This window comes from Cochlodiniinecator piscidefendens (assembly GCF_011326755.1).
Taxonomy (GTDB): Bacteria; Pseudomonadota; Alphaproteobacteria; order Rhodobacterales; family Rhodobacteraceae; genus Cochlodiniinecator; species Cochlodiniinecator piscidefendens.
Window position 1 is genome coordinate 71,949 of the sequence record NZ_JAAOIE010000010.1, and the last position, 17,962, is coordinate 89,910.

Here is a 17,962-nt window from a genome sequence, read left to right on the forward strand (position 1 = left end):
TAAATAAGTCAAGCACCAGACTTTCATATCCCGACTATTTATTGTTACCTACAGGCGCTCTAAACTTTGACATTCCGCAACTCTTCAAGCAGATCCAACAGGTGAGTGATTTTTTCTCGACCCAACTGATCTTCAATCGCGGCATAAACCTCCAGGGCTTGCAGGATGTTATCAGCCAACAGACCGCGACCTTTGTCAGAAATTTGAACCTGCGTACGCCTTTTATCTTCCTCGTCTTGCCGCCGCAGAATTAGTCCTTCTGCCTCCATAGCTCGGAGAGTACGCGTAAGACTCGGCAAGAGCATACAGGCTTCTTTCGAAATGGCGCTTTGCTCAACCTCCCCCATTTCATCCAGGGTGCGCAAAATCCGCCACTTTTGTTCCGTCAGGTTTATTTCCTGAAGCATTTCCCTGATCGGCAACATCACTGTTTCCCGGGCCCGCAACAAGGCAATAGGAAGAGTACGGGACGTGCTTCGGGCTCTAATTTTAGTGTCTGACGATTGATCCATAAGAGTTTTATATGTGGGGCGAAGAAAATTAACAACACAAGTAGTTGACACACGCCTCAAATTACTTAACAAGTGTACTAAATGGAGAAAAACATGCCACACTTTAGCATTGAATATTCACGCAATCTGGAATCGCTCGTCGACATTGCAGGTCTTTGTGATGCCTTGCGTGCGGCAGGAATTGAAACCGGTGTCTTTCCGATGGCTGGGATACGCGTCCGTGCATTTGCTTGCGATCACTACTCCATCGCTGATGGGCAGCCTGATCGTGCTTTTATAGACTTATCAGTCAGATTGCGCGGCGGCCGCACGCTTGAAGTTCGCAAAGCTGCGACACAGGCCATTTTTCAAACCGCTGAAACTTTCCTCTCCGAGGTCATGGATAAGCACCCCATCGCCTTGTCAATGGAGATGCGCGATATTGATCCAGACCTCAGCCCTAAACTCAACTCGATCCGAAAATTCCTTTCAGGAGAAGGCTAATGTCCGACCTGCAGACAAATATTGAGAAACTAAACGGCTATTTGGAGCGGTTTCGTGACACAGGCATTTTGAATCGCATTGACGGCGAAGATTGCGTTGGATCGGGCGGAGAATTTACAACTATTTCTCCAGTAGACAAATCCGAAATCAGCAAAGTCGCCCGAGGCAACGAGGCCGACATAAACCGAGCGGCCAAATCTGCTGCTGACGCCTTTCCAGCATGGCGAGACACACCTGCGCTTGAGCGGAAAAAAATCCTTATCAAAGTCGCTGAAGCTATCGAGGCGCGTGCCGAAGAAATTGCGCTGTGCGAATGCTGGGATACCGGACAGACGCTTAGGTTTATGTCAAAAGCCGCCTTACGTGGTGCTGAAAACTTCCGCTATTTTGCAGATCAAGTTGTTCAGGCGCGTGACGGCCAGCATTTAAAGTCACCAACTTTGATGAATATCACCAGTCGCGTTCCGATTGGCCCAGTTGGCGTTATCACACCGTGGAATACCCCCTTCATGCTTTCCACCTGGAAGATTGCCCCGGCGTTAGCAGCGGGTTGCACAGTCGTCCATAAACCTGCAGAAGATTCACCATTGACCGCACGCCTTTTGGTTGAAATCGCCGAAGAGGCTGGCCTGCCCAAAGGGGTTCTAAACACCGTCAATGGGTATGGTCATGACGCTGGCAAACGCCTCACTGAACACCCTGCGATTAAAGCTATCGCTTTCGTTGGTGAAAGCAGAACTGGATCAATCATCACAAAACAGGGTGCAGATACATTAAAGCGGATGCATCTGGAACTTGGAGGTAAAAATCCGGTTATTGTTTTTGATGACGCTGATCTTGATCGTGCACTCGATGCGGTGATCTTTATGATTTATTCAATCAACGGAGAACGCTGCACATCTTCATCACGACTGTTCATCCAAGACACAATCAAAGAGGAATTTGAAGCGCGGCTGATTGAACGCATCAACAATATTAAGGTTGGCCACCCGCTTGACCCCGCGACTGAAATTGGTCCGCTGGTCACTGAAGAACACTACAATAAAGTGACCAGCTATTTTGACATCGCCAAAGAGGACGGCGCAACCGTAGCAGCGGGCGGCGTCAAAATTGGCGACGAAGGATTTTTTATACGCCCAACTTTGTTCACCAATGCAAACAATGATATGCGTATTGCTCGCGAAGAAATATTTGGTCCGGTTCTCACCTCCATTCCTTTTACCACGGAAGAAGAAGCACTCTCGATGGCGAATGACACGGACTACGGCCTAACGGGTTACGTTTGGACCAATGACCTGACACGTGCCATGCGCTTTACGGATAAACTCGAAGCGGGCATGATTTGGGTGAATTCAGAAAACGTACGCCACCTCCCCACCCCGTTTGGTGGGGTCAAAGCATCAGGCATCGGCCGTGATGGCGGCGATTGGAGTTTTGAATTCTACATGGAGCAAAAACACGTCGGATTTGCCCTTGGACAGCACAAAATCATGCAATTGGGTAAATGAAGCCCTTCGCTGGGACACAGAGAAAGGAACCGCTATGGGAAAGATTGTACAAGCTGCAAAGATCACACATGTACCAAGCATCTGGATGTCTCATACGATGCCTGAACACAAGGGCATCAGACAATTTGCCATAGACGGTTATGCCCGCCTTCGTCAGGATGCGATTGATCGAAACGTCGATACATTTCTGATCTTTGATACCCATTGGATCACCAATCAGGGTTTCCATTTAAACGCCAAAGATCATCATAAAGGTCGGTTCATTAGTCATGAGCTTCCGCATATGTTGGCAGATATGGAGTTTGATTATCAAGGCGACAGCGAATTGGCTCACTCCATACTTACAGCCTTACATGACCGGGGCGAACGCGCCATGGGTCATGCGCAACCCGATTTAGGCATGGAGTACGGTACGCTGCTTCCAATGTACTTCATCAACGAAGGGGTCAATGCGCGCGTTCTACCTGTTGCTGTAAATCAGTTCTCTTCGATAGAAGAAAACCGTAGATGGGGTGCTGCCATTGCAGAAGGCATTCGAAACTCCGGCAGGAATGTTTCGATCTTTGCATCCGGGTCGTTCAGCCATGATTTCACACCAAATTCGCGCTCGGTTGATGGGCTAAATTCCGTAAACGGTGAGTTCAACAAACAAATGGACCTTCGCGTTCTCGATATGTGGAAAGCCGGTGAATGGAGTGCCTTTTTAGATCTACTGCCCGACTATGCCACTAAATGCGCAGGTGAATGCGCAATGAATGACACAGCACTTCTGTTCGGCGCGTTGGGTTGGAAGGACTACAAAGGCGAAATAGATATTTACACCGAATATTTTGGCAGCTCGGGCACTGGTCAAGCCAACATAAGCCTGTCGGTTTAACCCAAATCCCAATACGTCTGGAGACACCTTATGTCCACTTTGCGCCTGAAGGATCAAAGCCTTCTTGTTAACGCCGCTTTGGTCGGCACTCGCTGGATTTCAGCGAGCGACTCCGCGACTCCGATTGACGTCACCAATCCTGCTACAGGTGATGTGATTGGTCAGGTTCCAAATCTTGGAGTAACGGAAACTGAGGCCGCGATCGAAGCCGGGGCTATTGCTCAGAAAGCTTGGGCAAAACGGACTGCCAAAGAGCGCAGTCAAATTCTACGCCGCTGGTACGAGCTTATCATGGCCAATCAGGATGATCTCGGCATGATCCTCACTGCCGAGCAGGGAAAACCATTGGCAGAAGCCAAGGGCGAAATCGCCTATGGTGCGTCTTTCATCGAATGGTTCGCAGAAGAAGCGCGCCGCGCCTACGGCGATGTCACCCCCGGGCATGCGCCCGACAAACGTATCATTACTATTAAACAACCCATTGGCGTTGTCGCAGCAATAACGCCATGGAATTTTCCGAATGCGATGATCACTCGCAAAGCTGGACCAGCTTTCGCTGCGGGCTGCGCGATGGTTTTGAAACCCGCTTCGCAAACACCGTTTTCGGCACTTGCATTGGCTGTCTTAGCCGAACGTGCGGGGTTACCGCTTGGATTGTTCTCCGTCGTAACTGGGTCAGCCGCCGCAATCGGAGGGGTAATGACTTCAAGCAAAATCATACAAAAGCTGACTTTCACAGGCTCCACTGAAATCGGCGCATTACTCTATGCACAATGCGCACCAACGATCAAGAAACTCGGACTTGAACTCGGAGGCAACGCACCTTTCATTGTATTCGATGACGCAGATTTAGATGAAGCCGTCGAAGGGGCGGTCATCGCCAAGTTCCGCAACAATGGTCAAACTTGCGTCTGTGCAAACCGTATTTATGTACAAGCGGGTGTTTACGATACCTTTGCTGAAAAACTCGCTAAAAAGGTCGCAACACTACTGACCGGTAATGGTTTCGACGAAGGGATTATTTTTGGCCCACTGATTGATCAGGCAGCTGTTGATAAAGTGTCTGAACATGTTGCCGATGCAACCCAAAAAGGCGCTACCGTTATTCTAGGTGGCAATGCCCATGAAAAAGGCGGCACATTCTATCAGCCAACCATTCTGACGGGGGTGACATCAGACATGGCTGTTGCAACCGAAGAAACGTTTGGACCCGTTGCACCGCTCTTTAAGTTTGAAAATGAAACTGACGTGGTCAACGAGGCAAATGACACCGAATTTGGGTTAGCTTCATATTTCTACTCTCGCGATTTAGCCCGTGTCTGGCGCGTATCCGAAGCACTAGAATACGGCATGGTAGGCGTTAACACAGGGTTGATTTCAACGGCAGAAGCCCCATTCGGAGGTGTTAAGATGTCAGGATTGGGACGAGAAGGTTCGCGCCATGGGCTCGATGATTATTTGGAAATTAAATACATTTGCATGGGTGGCCTTACCTCTGTGGAGGAAACGCTATGAACTGGGATGAGTATTCTGATTGGGGAAAATACATAGCTGAATGGGGCGCGAATTATCACAAAACGCTCGCTGATCAGCCTGTGCGGCCAGAAACAAAACCCGGTGATATCACGGCGCAGTTGCCTGCATCTCCTCCTGACAATGGCGAAGGAATGGATGCCATTATGGCCGATTTTAATGCTGTGGTTATGCCCGGGATGACCCACTGGCAGCATCCTAGGTTCTTTGCATATTTTCCGGCCAATGCCTCGCCACCATCAATGCTTGCAGAAATGCTCGTTAATACTGTCGCCGCGCAATGCATGTTGTGGCAGACATCCCCCGCCGCCACCGAAGTCGAAGGCGTCATGATCGATTGGTTACGCCAAGCGCTTGGCCTGCCTGAGCATTTCACCGGTGTAATCCAAGATAGCGCATCATCTGCAACATTGTCCGCAGTTCTGACAATGCGTGAACGAAGCCTAAAATTCACAGGAAACCGGGACGGGCTTTCAGGCAAAGGACATCTCCGTATCTACTGTTCCGATCAGGTTCATACTTCCATTGATCGCGCCTGCTGGGTTGCCGGGATCGGGCAGCAAAATTTGGTTAAAATCCCGACCACTGGCCCACATTTTGGAATTGATGTCGCTGCTTTAAAAAAGGCGATCGCTGATGACAAAGCGAACGGATATATTCCGGCAGGGATCATTGCGATCACAGGCGGCACAAGCATTGGTGCTTGCGATACACTTGGCCCCGTATTGCAAGTTGCCAAACAAGAAGATATTTATACTCATTTAGATGCTGCCTGGGCTGGGTCCGCCATGATCTGTCCTGAATTCCGTGAGGCGTTTTGGGAAGGCGTTGAAGGCTTCGACAGCATTGTATTCAACCCTCACAAATGGATGGGTGCACAATTTGATTGCTCTGTGCAGTTTTTGGCAGATTCTACCCCACAGTTGAACACTCTCAAAATTGAACCGGAATACCTAAAGACCTCCGGCGAAGCCGTTACAAATTATTCTGAATGGACCATTCCTCTTGGCCGCCGCTTTCGCGCTTTGAAAATCTGGTTTCTCATTCGCACCTATGGTCTTGCTGAGCTACGGGAGCGCATTCGCAATCACGTGCACTGGGCGAATGAAGTTTGCGAAAAGATCGGAGCTATAGAGGGGTTTGAAATCACAACAGACCCCATCCTAAGTCTCTTTTCATTTCGCTGCCCAGGAGACGATGACACCCAACAGAGATTAACCGATGCGATCAATAAAGACGGGCGCATCTATCTGACACAAACCCTGCATGAGAACCGGAAAGTAATCCGGCTACAGGTTGGGCAGTTTGATACAACAAGAGATCAAGTTCTGATGGCCGCAGATGTCATCAAAGATGTTTGGAAGGAAATCCAATGAGGTTTGCAACATATAGCGCTGGCGCTGAAACCTATTACGGAGCCGCCACAAACGATGGCATGATCGCCCTAAATGATGAATTTCCTCAGTGGCCAACTTTGTTAGACGCTGTTCGTGCTGACGGGTTAGAAACGCTCGAGGCTACCTCCAAAGATAAACCTGTCACTCATACCGATTTCACCTATGAAATGGTTCTACCCAATGCCCCGCGCATACTATGTGTTGGAGTAAACTTTCCCGACCGAAATGCTGAATACAAAGACGGTAGTGCACAACCCAAATATATGTCGTTGTTTCCACGTTTTGCCAGTGGCTTCACTGGTCACGGTCAAAACTTGGTACGCCCTCCTGAAAACCACACGCTAGACTATGAGGGTGAAGTTGCAATTGTTATAGGAAAATCTGGCCGCCGTATTAGCCAAGAAAAAGCCTATGACCATATCGCCGCCCTGACCCTTTGCAACGAAGGCACCATTCGCGATTGGGTCCGTCACGCAAAATTCAACGTCACTCAGGGTAAGAATTGGGATAATTCAGGATCTATCGGTCCTTGGCTTGTGCCATTTACGAATGCATCACAATTAGATGATGCGCGTATCGTTACGCGTGTTAACGGTGAGATCCGCCAAGACGACGTTCTCTCACGTATGATGTTCCCTATCCGGCGTGAAATCGAATATATTTCTACGTTCATGACATTGCACCCCGGCGATATCATTATCACAGGTACGCCGACTGGGGCGGGCGCGCGCTTTGATCCTCCCAAGTACCTCAAACCGGGTGACGTTGTTGAAATTGAAGTCGAAGGTATTGGTACTTTGAGCAATGGTGTAGAAGACGAGGTCCCTGCATGACGCCAGATGATCACACGCGCGCCGCATTTGATTTACTGGAAGCCGAGCGCACTCAAAACCAGATCGGCCTACTTTCACTGCGCCACCCAGAGATGGGAATGGATGATGCCTATGAAGTGCAAAACGCGATCTATCGTCAAAAATGCGCTGAAGGTCGGAATGTTATTGGATGGAAAATTGGCCTGACATCCAAGGCTATGCAATATGCTTTGAACATCGATATCCCCGACAGTGGCATTTTGTTTGATGACATGGCCTTTGAGAATGGTGCTACTGTTCCAAAAGGGCGCTTTATCCAACCACGGATTGAAGCCGAAATCGCCTTTGTAATGAAATCATCCGTTGGGGGAAGTGATGTCACCCGTGATGATATTATTGCTGCTGTGGACTATGTTACGCCATCCATCGAAATTCTGGACACTCGTATTCAGCGCGTCGATCCCGTAACTGGCAAAGCCCGTACTGTTTTCGATACAATTAGCGACAACGCAGCCAACGCGGGGATTGTCCTTGGCGATGAACGGAACGCCCTAGACAGCTTTGATCTGCGTTGGGTTGGGGCATTAACATTTCGTAATGGCGAAATCGAAGAAACAGGTTTAGGCGCTGGTGTTTTAAATGATCCAATTGAAAGTGTTGTTTGGTTAGCCCAACGCATGGCCCAATACGGGCAAAGTATTGAACCTGGCCAGATTATCCTGTCTGGTAGCTTTATTCGTCCCGTTGAATGCCCTCCCGGTAGTAAAATCCATGCTGATTTTGGAACTTTCGGGTCGGTCTCCATAAACTTCGAGTGAGAAAACTATGCCCGCACCTGTAAACACATTTAAACAAGCCCTAAAAGACGGCACACCTCAGATCGGATGTTGGATTGGATTAGCAGATTCTTACGCTGCCGAAATTTCTGCAACGGCTGGATTTGATTGGCTATTGATCGATGGCGAACATGCGCCAAATGATCTGCGTTCAATGTTGTCGCAACTCCAAATCGTTGAGGCATCAGCATCCCATCCGGTTGTACGACTTCCTATCGGTGAAACCTGGATGATCAAGCAGGTACTTGATGCAGGTGCCCAAACACTGTTGATTCCAATGGTTGAAAGTAAAGCACAGGCGCAAGACCTTATTCGTGCTGTGCAATATCCCCCTCATGGTACTCGTGGCGTTGGCTCCGCCCTGGCTAGAGCATCAAAGTTCTCGGCAATACCAGATTATTTGACGTCAGCGGACGCGCAAATCTGCTTATTATTGCAGGTCGAAAACCGCGCTGGCCTTGCAGCTTTGGATGATATCCTCGCACTTGATGACGTGGACGGGGTATTCATTGGCCCAGCGGATTTGGCTGCAGATCTCGGCCATCTTGGGAACGCTAATCACCCAGACGTTATCGACGCCGTAAAAGACGCCTTAACCCGAATTGTAGCATCTGGAAAAGCGGCAGGCATTTTGACGCTGGACGAAACTATGCAAGATCTTTGTCTCGAAATTGGCGTTACGTTTTTAGCAACGGGCATCGACGTCACCTTATTTGCAAACGGAATGCGAGCACTTGCAAAAAACGGAAAAGCTAAACTGGCGACATAAATCATAAGAAGCACACGGCCCTTTAGGTTCACGCATAACTTTTAACCGATTTATACCGGATTCCATCGAGATTAAGGACGCAATCAACTCAGCTTAGGGGTAACTTTGAGCTGAGCAACATAAGTTGCAAGGCCCTAAGCTGGACCTTGCTCATTCCAATTATTCAATTCTGCCAGGCAGGGATAAGTCCCCGGACGCGACATCGAATACATCGGTAACGCATAGCAGTGGTGCATGGATATTCGCGTTAACCCTGAGGGCTGCCGTTACCCCATCATAGGCGACCCCTCCCAATTCCACATCGCTTGCAAAGCCAACCGTTACGCTGACTTCAGGGCCATCAAACAACGGCGTAAATCCAGGGCTATCGAGGAAAACAGGGAAGCCAGGCCACGTTGCAGGCAGCTGTGGCATTTCACCTTCAGCGATATCGCGAATAGCCAATGCACCCTCTCCGCATGCTTCAGATGGCGTTAGAACAATCCAATGACTATGCCATATCAAGCCGTCATTTCCCGGGTCTCCGTCAAGGTTCTCGTCAACCAGTGGCGTGTCATCAAAGTCAGGGTGGCTGGTCGCAGCTAAGGCCAAGATACCTGTATCACCCTCAAAGCCAACAGCAGATGGATCAAGAGAGGTCGGCCATACATATGACCAAATCGACGACCCGCCAACGGCACCCACTGACGTTGGCACATCTGCACCAGCCGTACCGTTCGTGGTCATGTGAAATGTAACGCGATTGGCCGCGCGATGCGCATGTGCGGCAAGAATATCAAAAGATGCTGTGGTTGATTCATTGACCTCAGATGCGACGGCCCCGGTTTGATGTGCGGCATGGGTTCCGTCGGCATAAGCAGCAAAACCACTAAGGCCTAGTATGGCAAACGATGTTGCGAGTTTCATGGATATGTTCCTTTTGTGAATCAGTGTACTCACATTAGTAGCGAGTCGAAACTATTGCAATAATAGTTTCGACTCGCTACACAGAACGCATGACACAAACGAAAAACATCAAAGATTTAATCACACGGCTGGCGCGCATCGAGGCTGGTGCAAGTTGGGGAGATGATCTGAATCCGGCACAGCGGATGACATTGGAATATCTCAACAATGCAAATAGGTTTTCGCGCTCTCCCTCTCATGCTGCCGCCTATTTGGGAACGACACGAGGCACGATAACCCAGACATTAAAATCCCTAGCCCGCAAAGGTTATGTGGCCGAAGAACGATCAGAATCTGACAAACGCTCCATCTCGTATTCGCTGACCAACACGGGCCAAAAAATCGTTAATCAACAGGGTATTTTGGAACGTGCAATCGAGAAAACTCCGAGCATGTTGCGCGCAGAAATTGATGCAGGGCTACGTGATATCCTTTCGCAGGCGCTCCAATTAAACGGACAAAAGGCGTTTGGAATATGTAAGTATTGCCGCCATTTTGAAACCACTACCGCGGACGGGTATTGCGGTCTTTTATCCTTGGCCCTTACGCCTACGGAAGCTTTACAAATTTGCCACGAACAGGAACCCACATGAACTGCCCTACTCTATCGGCGACCATCACCGAATTGTTTGTCGGGAACATCGAAGAACTATGGCCGGGAAAAGCGAAATCCGCCATCCACAAAAGAAAGGCCACAGGCCAGCATGTGATTACAGACGTTGGTTTTGAATCCGACTCACAGGCTGATTTAACCGTCCATGGTGGAGCCGACAAAGCGATACATCACTACGCAGCGGATCACTATAAATTCTGGCAATCAGAAGGGCTTATGGCACGCGGCACCAAACCTGCCGCATTTGGAGAAAATATTTCAACCCTTGGCTTAATAGAAGAAACGCTTTGCATAGGCGATATTTTCTCGGCGGGCTCTGCAATCCTACAAATCAGCCAAGGTCGACAGCCATGCTGGAAGTTAAATGAACACACGGGCCAAAAAACAATGGCTTACCAGTTTCAAAAAACCGGGCGCACAGGTTGGTACTATCGCGTTTTAGAATCTGGGTCTGTCCAAGCTGGAGACAAGATTACGTTAATCTCACGCCCGTGCCCAGATTGGAGCGTCGCTATGGTCACTCGTGCGCGGCTCACGAAACGTATCACAACAGACGGCGCTGCGCGCCTTGCGCGACTTCCGGAATTAGCTGACGGGTGGAAAAACGCCTTTGCAAAAATGGCAATCGGACAATTGAACGAAAACACCGACAAGCGCCTTAAGCCAGAGTAAAAAATACTGCCCGCATCTTTTAACAGATGCGGGCAGTGGTTTCGCAGGGTTAAGAAATTCCGTCAATTGATGACATATCGATCCCCAACGCGGCGGCCACCCCGGCCCCATATGCCGGATCTGCACGATGACAATTCCGGATATGGCGATGCTGGATCTCGACGTGTGCCGGGCCAATTGAACGCGCCGTGTTTTCAAACAAAACTTGCTGTTGTTGCGCATTCATCAGTCGGAACAAATTGCCTGGTTGGGAGTAGTAATCCTCATCCTCGCGGTGGTTCCAATGATCTGCAGCCCCCTCGATAGATAGCGCCGGTTCTGAATAATCAGGTTGTTCCTGCCACTCGCCATGCATGTTTGGTTCGTACCCAATGCGTCCACCTGCATTGTCATCTACACGCATTGCCCCATCCCGGTGATAGGAATGGTAAGGGCATCGCGGCGCGTTCACCGGAATTTGGGCATGGTTCACACCTAAACGATAGCGCTGGGTGTCCCCATAAGAAAACAAACGTCCCTGTAGCATCTTGTCTGGTGAAAAACTAATACCCGGCACAATAGTCGATGGCGCAAATGCGGATTGTTCGACCTCTGCATGGTAATTGTCAGGATTTCGGTTCAGTTCTAATTCCCCAACTTCGATCAACGGATAATCTGCATGCGGCCAAACTTTGGTCAAATCAAACGGATTCAAGTGATAACTTCCCGCATCCTTTTCGGGCATAATTTGTACTGAGAGGGTCCACTTTGGGAAATCACTGTTTTCGATACTGTCAAATAAATCACGCTGATGACTTTCACGATCACCCGCCACAATTTGCGCTGCTTCTTCGTCTGTCAGATTTTTAATGCCTTGCTGGGTCTTAAAGTGGAACTTCACCCAAAACCGTTCGTTGTCCGCATTGATAAAGCTATAAGTATGGCTGCCAAAACCATCCATATGACGGTACGTCGCCGGAAGACCGCGATCAGACATAACAATTGTAACCTGATGGAGCGCTTCGGGCAGGCTGCTCCAGAAATCCCAATTATTGTCAGCACTACGCATGTTTGTGCGCGGATCACGTTTCACGGCGTGATTGAGATCCGGGAATTTCATCGGATCACGTAAGAAAAACACCGGTGTATTGTTACCTACGAGATCCCAATTACCCTCTTCTGTATAGAACTTGATCGCAAAACCGCGAATATCACGTTCAGCATCTGCTGCACCGCGTTCACCTGCAACCGTAGAAAAACGCAAAAATAGATCTGTCTCTTTCCCAACTTCTGAGAAAATTTTCGCGCGCGTATATTTTGAAATGTCGTGCGTCACAGTGAAACGACCATAAGCAGCGGAGCCTTTCGCGTGCATACGGCGCTCTGGAATGACTTCACGATCAAAGTGCGCCATTTTTTCCAAAAACCAAACATCTTGTAACAAAGCTGGTCCGCGAGGCCCCGCCGTCATGATGTTTTGATTGTCAGGAATCGGCGCTCCGAATGCTGACGTCAGCTTAGGTTTATCGCTCATGTGACTTTTCCTTGCTATAAATTCAGTATCGGTATCTTGCACTTGTATCGGCACGTTGTAAAAGTTATTGTTATTATCAAAGCCATAACTTTTAGTGATCACAATGAAGCATACATCTGTTGCCGGGTTGTCCATCAGGGACATAGAATATGTCCAAGCCATAGCCAGCGAAGGACACTTTGGGCGCGCCGCAGTGCTATGTGGGGTATCGCAACCCGCAATCAGTCAACAAGTTCAGAAGCTTGAGGCAAAACTTGGAATTGTCATTTTTGAACGCCAAGGCAAACACATATCCGTCACTGAAAATGGGAAAGTTTTTTTAAAAAAAGCCGACATAATTTTGTCCACCGCTCGAGAATTGCTAGAGTTATCATCCAGTCTATCCTCGCCAATGGAGGGTGAATTGCGCTTAGGCGTTATACCAACATTGGGCCCGTACCTGATGCCATTGGTGCTAAAAGCAATCAAAGCTGTTTATCCCAAACTGCGCCTATCCTTATACGAAGAACCGACAGAAACATTGGAACAGCTTTTAGCAGAGCGAAAACTTGATGTTATTCTTTTGGCGACAGCCCCCAAAACATCCAGCTTTGATACCGTTGATATATTTTTTGAACCCTATATTTTTGCTACCCCTGAAGCATCAGGATTGAAACCAGAGCATCCTGTAACTTGGCCTCAAATCACAAGTTCGCAACTGGTTTTGTTGTCAGCCGAACACTGTATGCGCGATCAAACAATTGCGCTTTGTGACTTACAAGATAAGCAAGGACAGCGCATGGCAAGCAGCCTAGAAATGCTGCGTCAGATGGTTGCCCTTGGGGATGGTAGCGCGCTTTTGCCTGCTTTGTCAGTTACAGGGAATGACGCTTTTGGTGGGCTCTTAACATTACACTCTGTTTCTGATGGAAAATTTGGCCGTCAAATTCAGCTTCTATGGCGCAACAGCGATCCCAGAGCGCAGCACCTCAACGCATTTGGCGCTTTTCTTGGAGACCAAATGAATACGCCCCAAATGCAAAAACGATTGCAGCTATAGGTACCACAGAAGGACCTCGAAATGGCACAAGCGTTAACAAGAGAAATCAAAGACATTGTACTGGCAACAGTTCCACCACTCGAAGAGCACGGGCAGACCATTGTTTCAGAAATGTACAACCGCCTCTTTGAAAATGACGACATTCGAGCGTTGTTCAACCAATCCCACCAAACTGGCAATTCCGCACAACATGCCGCTTTGGCCAACGCTATCCTCGGTTACGCGAAAAACATAGATAATCTCGAGGCACTTGGCCCGGTCGTTACACGCATTGTAAATAAACACGTCAGTTTGCAGATCAAACCACATCATTATGACCATGTTGCCACGTCGCTCTTGGGGGCCATCTCTGCTGTCTTAGGGGATGCCGCAACAAAAGAAGTTCTAAACGCTTGGGGCGAGGCATATTGGTTTTTAGCCGACTTATTGATTTCAACAGAAACCGAAATGTATCAAAATATCGCTGCAACTGCGGGCGGCTGGGCCGATTGGCGCTCCTTTACAATTTCAGAAATCATAACCGAAAGCGAACTGATCAAATCTTTCATCCTGCGCCCAGTTGATGGCCTGACAGTGATGAAACACAGACCGGGTCAATATCTGTCCTTTGACTTTGACATCCCAAATTCAGGAAAGCTGCGCCGTAATTACTCTATTTCGTGCGCACCTAATGGCGAATACTACCGCATTTCAGTCAAAAAAGAGCCCGGCGGTATTGCCAGCGGATGGCTTCATAACACAGCTAAAGTCGGAACCAATTTACAAGTCGCCGCGCCAGCCGGAGATTTCTTTTTAAAGGAAAGCACAACTTCCGAAGTCGTCTTGCTTTCTGCAGGTGTTGGTTTGACCCCCATGGTTGCAATGCTGGAAACATTGGCCGCGAATGGTCAAAAATCCACCTATTTACATGCAACTCAGAACGGCATGACCCATTGCATGGGTGACGTCAGCAAATCACTGGCCACACGCAGCGTCACGTTTTTTGAAAACCCCAGTGCAGAAGATCAAAAGATAGCCCGTTTTGATATTGAGGGTAGAATAACCCCTGGTTGGCTTACTGCAAACACCAATACCAACACCTCAGATTACTACATTTGCGGTCCCAAGGCCTTTATGGCGATGGCCGTCCGTGGTCTACTAGATGCTGGTGTTAGCTCTGAACGCATTAATTATGAGTTTTTCGGCCCAGCTGAAGCACTCTATGCTTCCTAAGAATAGGTAAACTCGCGAAAACTGTTGCGTCAGCATATCTAGATTGTGCTGAGAGCGGTAAACCCAGAATTATGAGAGCCCTCATTTTGAATGGATACCGTTCGTACATCTAACGCTGCAGTTTTCGCCAATATATTGCGAACAGAGTTTTTGTGTTGTTGCTGTTCCAAAATCACCAAATCTATGGTGACGACAGCGACGCAACCGCTATAAAGAAAAACATGCGTTTCAAATTCGTCAATCAACACCGGATCAGGTTACGGCACTTACAAAGCTTTGCCGATATAGCCGAAAGCGGATCGATGACCGCGTCTGCAAAGACACTAAATACTTCGCAGCCTGCTCTGTCGCGTACCATTTCTGAGTTAGAAGATACCTTGAAATGCCGCCTATTTCATCGTGACTCGACCGGTCTTTCCCTGACACCAAGCGGGCGACAGTTGCAAGCGCATGTATTAGCTGCCTTCGAACACCTTGAAACTGGGCTCGCAGGTATCGGTGAAGATTTTCAGAACCAATACGTTCGCTGTGCAGCTTTACCCAGCGTTTCTCGCGGTATCTTTCCTAAGGCTGTTGTCCGCTTCAAAGAAGAATACCCTGAGGTTTCAATCGAAATCCAAGACCCCGGAAACCCAACCTTTTTAGATGCCATCCGACGTGGAGAACTGGATTTCTCGGTTGGGCGGGTAAGTCCCCCCACGCGTATGGAAGGGCTAAGCTTTAATCATCTTTATAGTGAAGAGTTGATGTTTGTCGCGCACCACACACATCCCTTGGCCAATAAAAAAGATCTGGCGATTGATGAGTTGGCAAATCACCCAATGCTTCTGCCTCACGACGGCGTCGTTATTCGCGAAGAGCTGGATCGCTTCTTGATTGCTCATGATCAGCCATTGGCTCGCAATCGCATCGAAACCATGTCATTTGAATTTATACGGGCCATTCTTGGCCAATCAGACGCCGTTGCATTTTGCCCAGCTGGTGCTATTTTTCGCGAAATTAAAAATGGACAAATTTCGCAGCTAAATGTTCCGGGCCCATCAATGATGGGTGCTATCGGAATTACAACCAGCGCGCTAAGGCGTCTTTCACCCCCCGCTAAGCGTCTCATCCAGATGATAAAAGAAGAAGCCGGCGTGACCGATTAAAATCGGACATATCAAAATTGATATACCCTGTTTGCTTTCGGCATTTCCCAATCACCTTTGGTTAATAGAAACTGAATTGCAGAATAAATACTCTGTGGGCAGTTCTCCGATCTTGCACCCCACGGATCACTCGCATGAGGTCCTACAATGAAAAAGTTTTTTGCTGCCGTTGCAATGTCAACCGCACTTTTGCCAAACGTCGCGTTTGCGGAATACCCAGAAAAGCCCGTGGAATTTGTCATCCCCTTTCCGCCTGGGGATCTCGAAGATCTTCTGACGCGCATCATCGCTGACGAATTTCAGGAGGCCTACGGGGTACCCGCCGCCGTCGTAAATAAACCCGGTGGTGGCGGTGGTCCCTTCCCCGGAGCAATTTCTGTCGCAACAGCCCCAGCGGATGGTTACACAATTGGCTCTTTCGTGATTGGCGTACCCGTCGTTGGCCCTCAGATTGGTATTCCAGAATTAACACCAAACCCCTTTGAACCCATCGGGATCTTCCTAACCTATCCGTTTGTAATTGCCGCCAGCGGAAGCGCACCTTATGCGACGATTGAAGAACTGTCGGCCTACGCGCAAAACAATGATGTGACCTTCGGCCACTTTGGAATGCGCAGTATCCCACGTCGGCACATGGTCGCGGCCGCTGAAACCTTAGGCTTTGCCTTCAACTCCGAAGCAGGATTTGACGCACTAGATTGCAACACTTTGGCATCTGGTGATGCTGATGTCATTTCAACGACACTGCAATTGATCGCCCCCTGTGTTGATGATCTGAACATCTTGGCAGCGGTCACCAATGAACGCATCTCGACACTACCTGATGTACCAACAATGGGTGAAATTGTCCCCGAATTGGACCTGTCCACCTGGAACGGGTTATTCGTCCATCGGGATACGCCTGCCGAGGTTCGAGCCCGGATCGCAGAAGTTGCAGTCCGCGCTCTAAATTCGGACGAAGCCCTCGAGCTTGCCGAAAACACCGGTGCGGTGATCTATTGGAAAGATGCCGCGGAAGCCCAAGCGCAAATAGAATCCGACATCGAAATTCTGCAACGCATTGATGCGCTCGTAGGTGATAACTAACTCGCAAAAAAGTGTCACCCGCAAGCGGGTGGCACTTTTCCGTTTCTTAGATACAAATAATAGGCGCTAGCCGTGACAACCAAAAATATCCTGTGGATCATGTGTGACCAACTCAGGTTTGATTATCTGAGCTGCGCTGGCCATCCGACCTTGAAAACCCCAAATATTGATAGATTGGCGGAAAAGGGCGTTCGCTTCACGAATGCATATGTGCAATCTACGATCTGCGGTCCTTCTCGGATGTCTGCCTATACCGGGCGTTATGTACGCTCTCACGGATCGACGTATAACGGTGTACCTCTACGAGTTGGAGAACCCACGTTAGGCGATCATCTACGTGATGCGGGAATGCGAGCGGTTTTGATCGGAAAAACCCATATGGCCGCCGACACCGAAGGTATGGAACGATTGGGTATTGATCCCAATTCAATGATCGGCGTTCACACTTCCCAATGTGGTTTTGAACCCTATGAGCGTGATGATGGATTGCATCCGAAGAATGGACCTTATGACGTTCCTGCATACAACAGATATCTGGCGCAGCAGGGATATAATAGCAGCAGCCCATGGGAGGATTGGGCAAACTCCGCAGAAGGCCCCGACGGAGAAATATTGAACGGCTGGCTCTGGACCCATGCCGATAAACCTGCGCGGATTCAAGAAGACCATTCCGAAACCCCCTATATGACACGTCGCGCGATGGATTTCATGGCTGAGGCGGAAAAAGATGGTCGTCCTTGGTGTGCGCATCTTTCTTACATAAAGCCCCACTGGCCCTATATCGTACCTGCACCGTATCATGACATGTATGGCCCTGATGATATACCACCGGTGGTGCGAAACCAGGCTGAATTAGACAATGGGCATCCCATTTTTCGGGCCTTTGCAAGTGAACGTTACTCCCGCAACTTCTCCCGCAACGGTGCCCGCGAAAAAATCATTCCGGCCTATATGGGATTGATCAAACAAATTGATGACCAACTGGGGCATCTCTTTTCTTTCATGCA

At 48.9% G+C, this 17,962-nt stretch carries 18 protein-coding genes; 15 read left to right on the plus strand and 3 right to left on the minus strand.

Translation table 11 applies throughout. From position 1 onward, the window contains the following. Window positions 1-59: 59 nt before the first annotated feature. The gene (hpaR, locus tag G9C99_RS17150) at window positions 60-512 is read right to left on the minus strand and encodes a homoprotocatechuate degradation operon regulator HpaR (protein ID WP_166418761.1); all 453 of its coding nucleotides are present in this window, start codon (window positions 510-512) and stop codon (window positions 60-62) included. Between the two features lie 93 nt (window positions 513-605). Here hpaR and G9C99_RS17155 point away from each other — a divergent pair, with 93 nt between their 5' ends. From G9C99_RS17155 to hpaI, 8 genes are read left to right on the plus strand one after another with little or no spacing between them, the layout of a single operon-like run. Further along, window positions 606-995, plus strand: coding sequence for a 5-carboxymethyl-2-hydroxymuconate Delta-isomerase (locus tag G9C99_RS17155; protein WP_166418762.1), 390 nt, complete (start codon window positions 606-608; stop codon window positions 993-995). Beyond that, window positions 995-2,503, plus strand: a complete 1,509-nt coding sequence (gene hpaE / locus G9C99_RS17160; protein ID WP_166418763.1) for a 5-carboxymethyl-2-hydroxymuconate semialdehyde dehydrogenase — start codon at window positions 995-997, stop codon at window positions 2,501-2,503. Before G9C99_RS17155 ends, hpaE begins: the two co-directional genes overlap by 1 nt. Before the next feature lie 34 nt (window positions 2,504-2,537). Continuing rightward, window positions 2,538-3,380: a 3,4-dihydroxyphenylacetate 2,3-dioxygenase gene (gene hpaD / locus G9C99_RS17165; RefSeq protein WP_166418764.1), complete on the plus strand. Its 843-nt coding sequence runs from the start codon at window positions 2,538-2,540 to the stop codon at window positions 3,378-3,380. 30 nt (window positions 3,381-3,410) lie between these two features. Further along, entirely contained in the window at window positions 3,411-4,895 is a 1,485-nt protein-coding gene (locus G9C99_RS17170) for an NAD-dependent succinate-semialdehyde dehydrogenase (RefSeq protein WP_269434832.1), read from the plus strand. Next, entirely contained in the window at window positions 4,892-6,289 is a 1,398-nt protein-coding gene (locus tag G9C99_RS17175) for a pyridoxal phosphate-dependent decarboxylase family protein (protein ID WP_166418765.1), read from the plus strand. The genes G9C99_RS17170 and G9C99_RS17175 overlap by 4 nt, the downstream gene beginning before the upstream one ends. Beyond that, entirely contained in the window at window positions 6,286-7,143 is an 858-nt protein-coding gene (locus G9C99_RS17180) for a fumarylacetoacetate hydrolase family protein (protein ID WP_166418766.1), read from the plus strand. Before G9C99_RS17175 ends, G9C99_RS17180 begins: the two co-directional genes overlap by 4 nt. After that, window positions 7,140-7,940: a 2-oxo-hept-4-ene-1,7-dioate hydratase gene (gene hpaH / locus G9C99_RS17185; protein WP_166418767.1), complete on the plus strand. Its 801-nt coding sequence runs from the start codon at window positions 7,140-7,142 to the stop codon at window positions 7,938-7,940. The genes G9C99_RS17180 and hpaH overlap by 4 nt, the downstream gene beginning before the upstream one ends. Before the next feature lie 7 nt (window positions 7,941-7,947). Then, entirely contained in the window at window positions 7,948-8,727 is a 780-nt protein-coding gene (hpaI, locus tag G9C99_RS17190) for a 4-hydroxy-2-oxoheptanedioate aldolase (RefSeq protein WP_166418768.1), read from the plus strand. 159 nt (window positions 8,728-8,886) lie between these two features. Here hpaI and G9C99_RS17195 read toward each other — a convergent pair whose 3' ends face one another. Continuing rightward, window positions 8,887-9,633, minus strand: coding sequence for a hypothetical protein (locus tag G9C99_RS17195; protein WP_166418769.1), 747 nt, complete (start codon window positions 9,631-9,633; stop codon window positions 8,887-8,889). A gap of 89 nt (window positions 9,634-9,722) precedes the next feature. On the opposite strand from G9C99_RS17195, the gene G9C99_RS17200 reads away from it, so the two are divergent. Together G9C99_RS17200 and G9C99_RS17205 are read left to right on the plus strand one after the other, a co-directional pair. After that, window positions 9,723-10,265: a MarR family winged helix-turn-helix transcriptional regulator gene (locus G9C99_RS17200; RefSeq protein WP_166418770.1), complete on the plus strand. Its 543-nt coding sequence runs from the start codon at window positions 9,723-9,725 to the stop codon at window positions 10,263-10,265. Continuing rightward, complete coding sequence (locus tag G9C99_RS17205; protein WP_166418771.1) at window positions 10,262-10,957, plus strand: MOSC domain-containing protein; 696 nt, start codon at window positions 10,262-10,264, stop codon at window positions 10,955-10,957. Before G9C99_RS17200 ends, G9C99_RS17205 begins: the two co-directional genes overlap by 4 nt. Before the next feature lie 49 nt (window positions 10,958-11,006). Here the strand turns inward: G9C99_RS17205 and G9C99_RS17210 are convergent, their stop codons facing one another. Next, window positions 11,007-12,470 carry a catalase gene (locus G9C99_RS17210; RefSeq protein ID WP_166418772.1) on the minus strand — a complete coding sequence of 488 codons (1,464 nt, stop codon included), beginning with the start codon at window positions 12,468-12,470 and terminating at the stop codon, window positions 11,007-11,009. Window positions 12,471-12,573: 103 nt separating this feature from the next. Here G9C99_RS17210 and G9C99_RS17215 point away from each other — a divergent pair, with 103 nt between their 5' ends. From G9C99_RS17215 to G9C99_RS17235, 5 genes are all read left to right on the plus strand, one after another. Then, on the plus strand, window positions 12,574-13,509 hold the full coding sequence (locus tag G9C99_RS17215) for a hydrogen peroxide-inducible genes activator (protein ID WP_166418773.1): 936 nt from the start codon (window positions 12,574-12,576) through the stop codon (window positions 13,507-13,509). A gap of 21 nt (window positions 13,510-13,530) precedes the next feature. Next, entirely contained in the window at window positions 13,531-14,721 is a 1,191-nt protein-coding gene (gene hmpA / locus G9C99_RS17220) for an NO-inducible flavohemoprotein (RefSeq protein WP_166418774.1), read from the plus strand. Window positions 14,722-14,942: 221 nt separating this feature from the next. Continuing rightward, a complete protein-coding gene (locus tag G9C99_RS17225) occupies window positions 14,943-15,869 on the plus strand; it encodes a LysR substrate-binding domain-containing protein (protein ID WP_166418775.1) in 927 nt (308 codons plus the stop codon). Between the two features lie 147 nt (window positions 15,870-16,016). Then, window positions 16,017-16,955, plus strand: coding sequence for a tripartite tricarboxylate transporter substrate binding protein (locus G9C99_RS17230; RefSeq protein ID WP_166418776.1), 939 nt, complete (start codon window positions 16,017-16,019; stop codon window positions 16,953-16,955). Window positions 16,956-17,054: 99 nt separating this feature from the next. Further along, window positions 17,055-17,962: sulfatase-like hydrolase/transferase (locus tag G9C99_RS17235; RefSeq protein WP_168713343.1), on the plus strand; the 908-nt coding region annotated here is incomplete at its 3' end.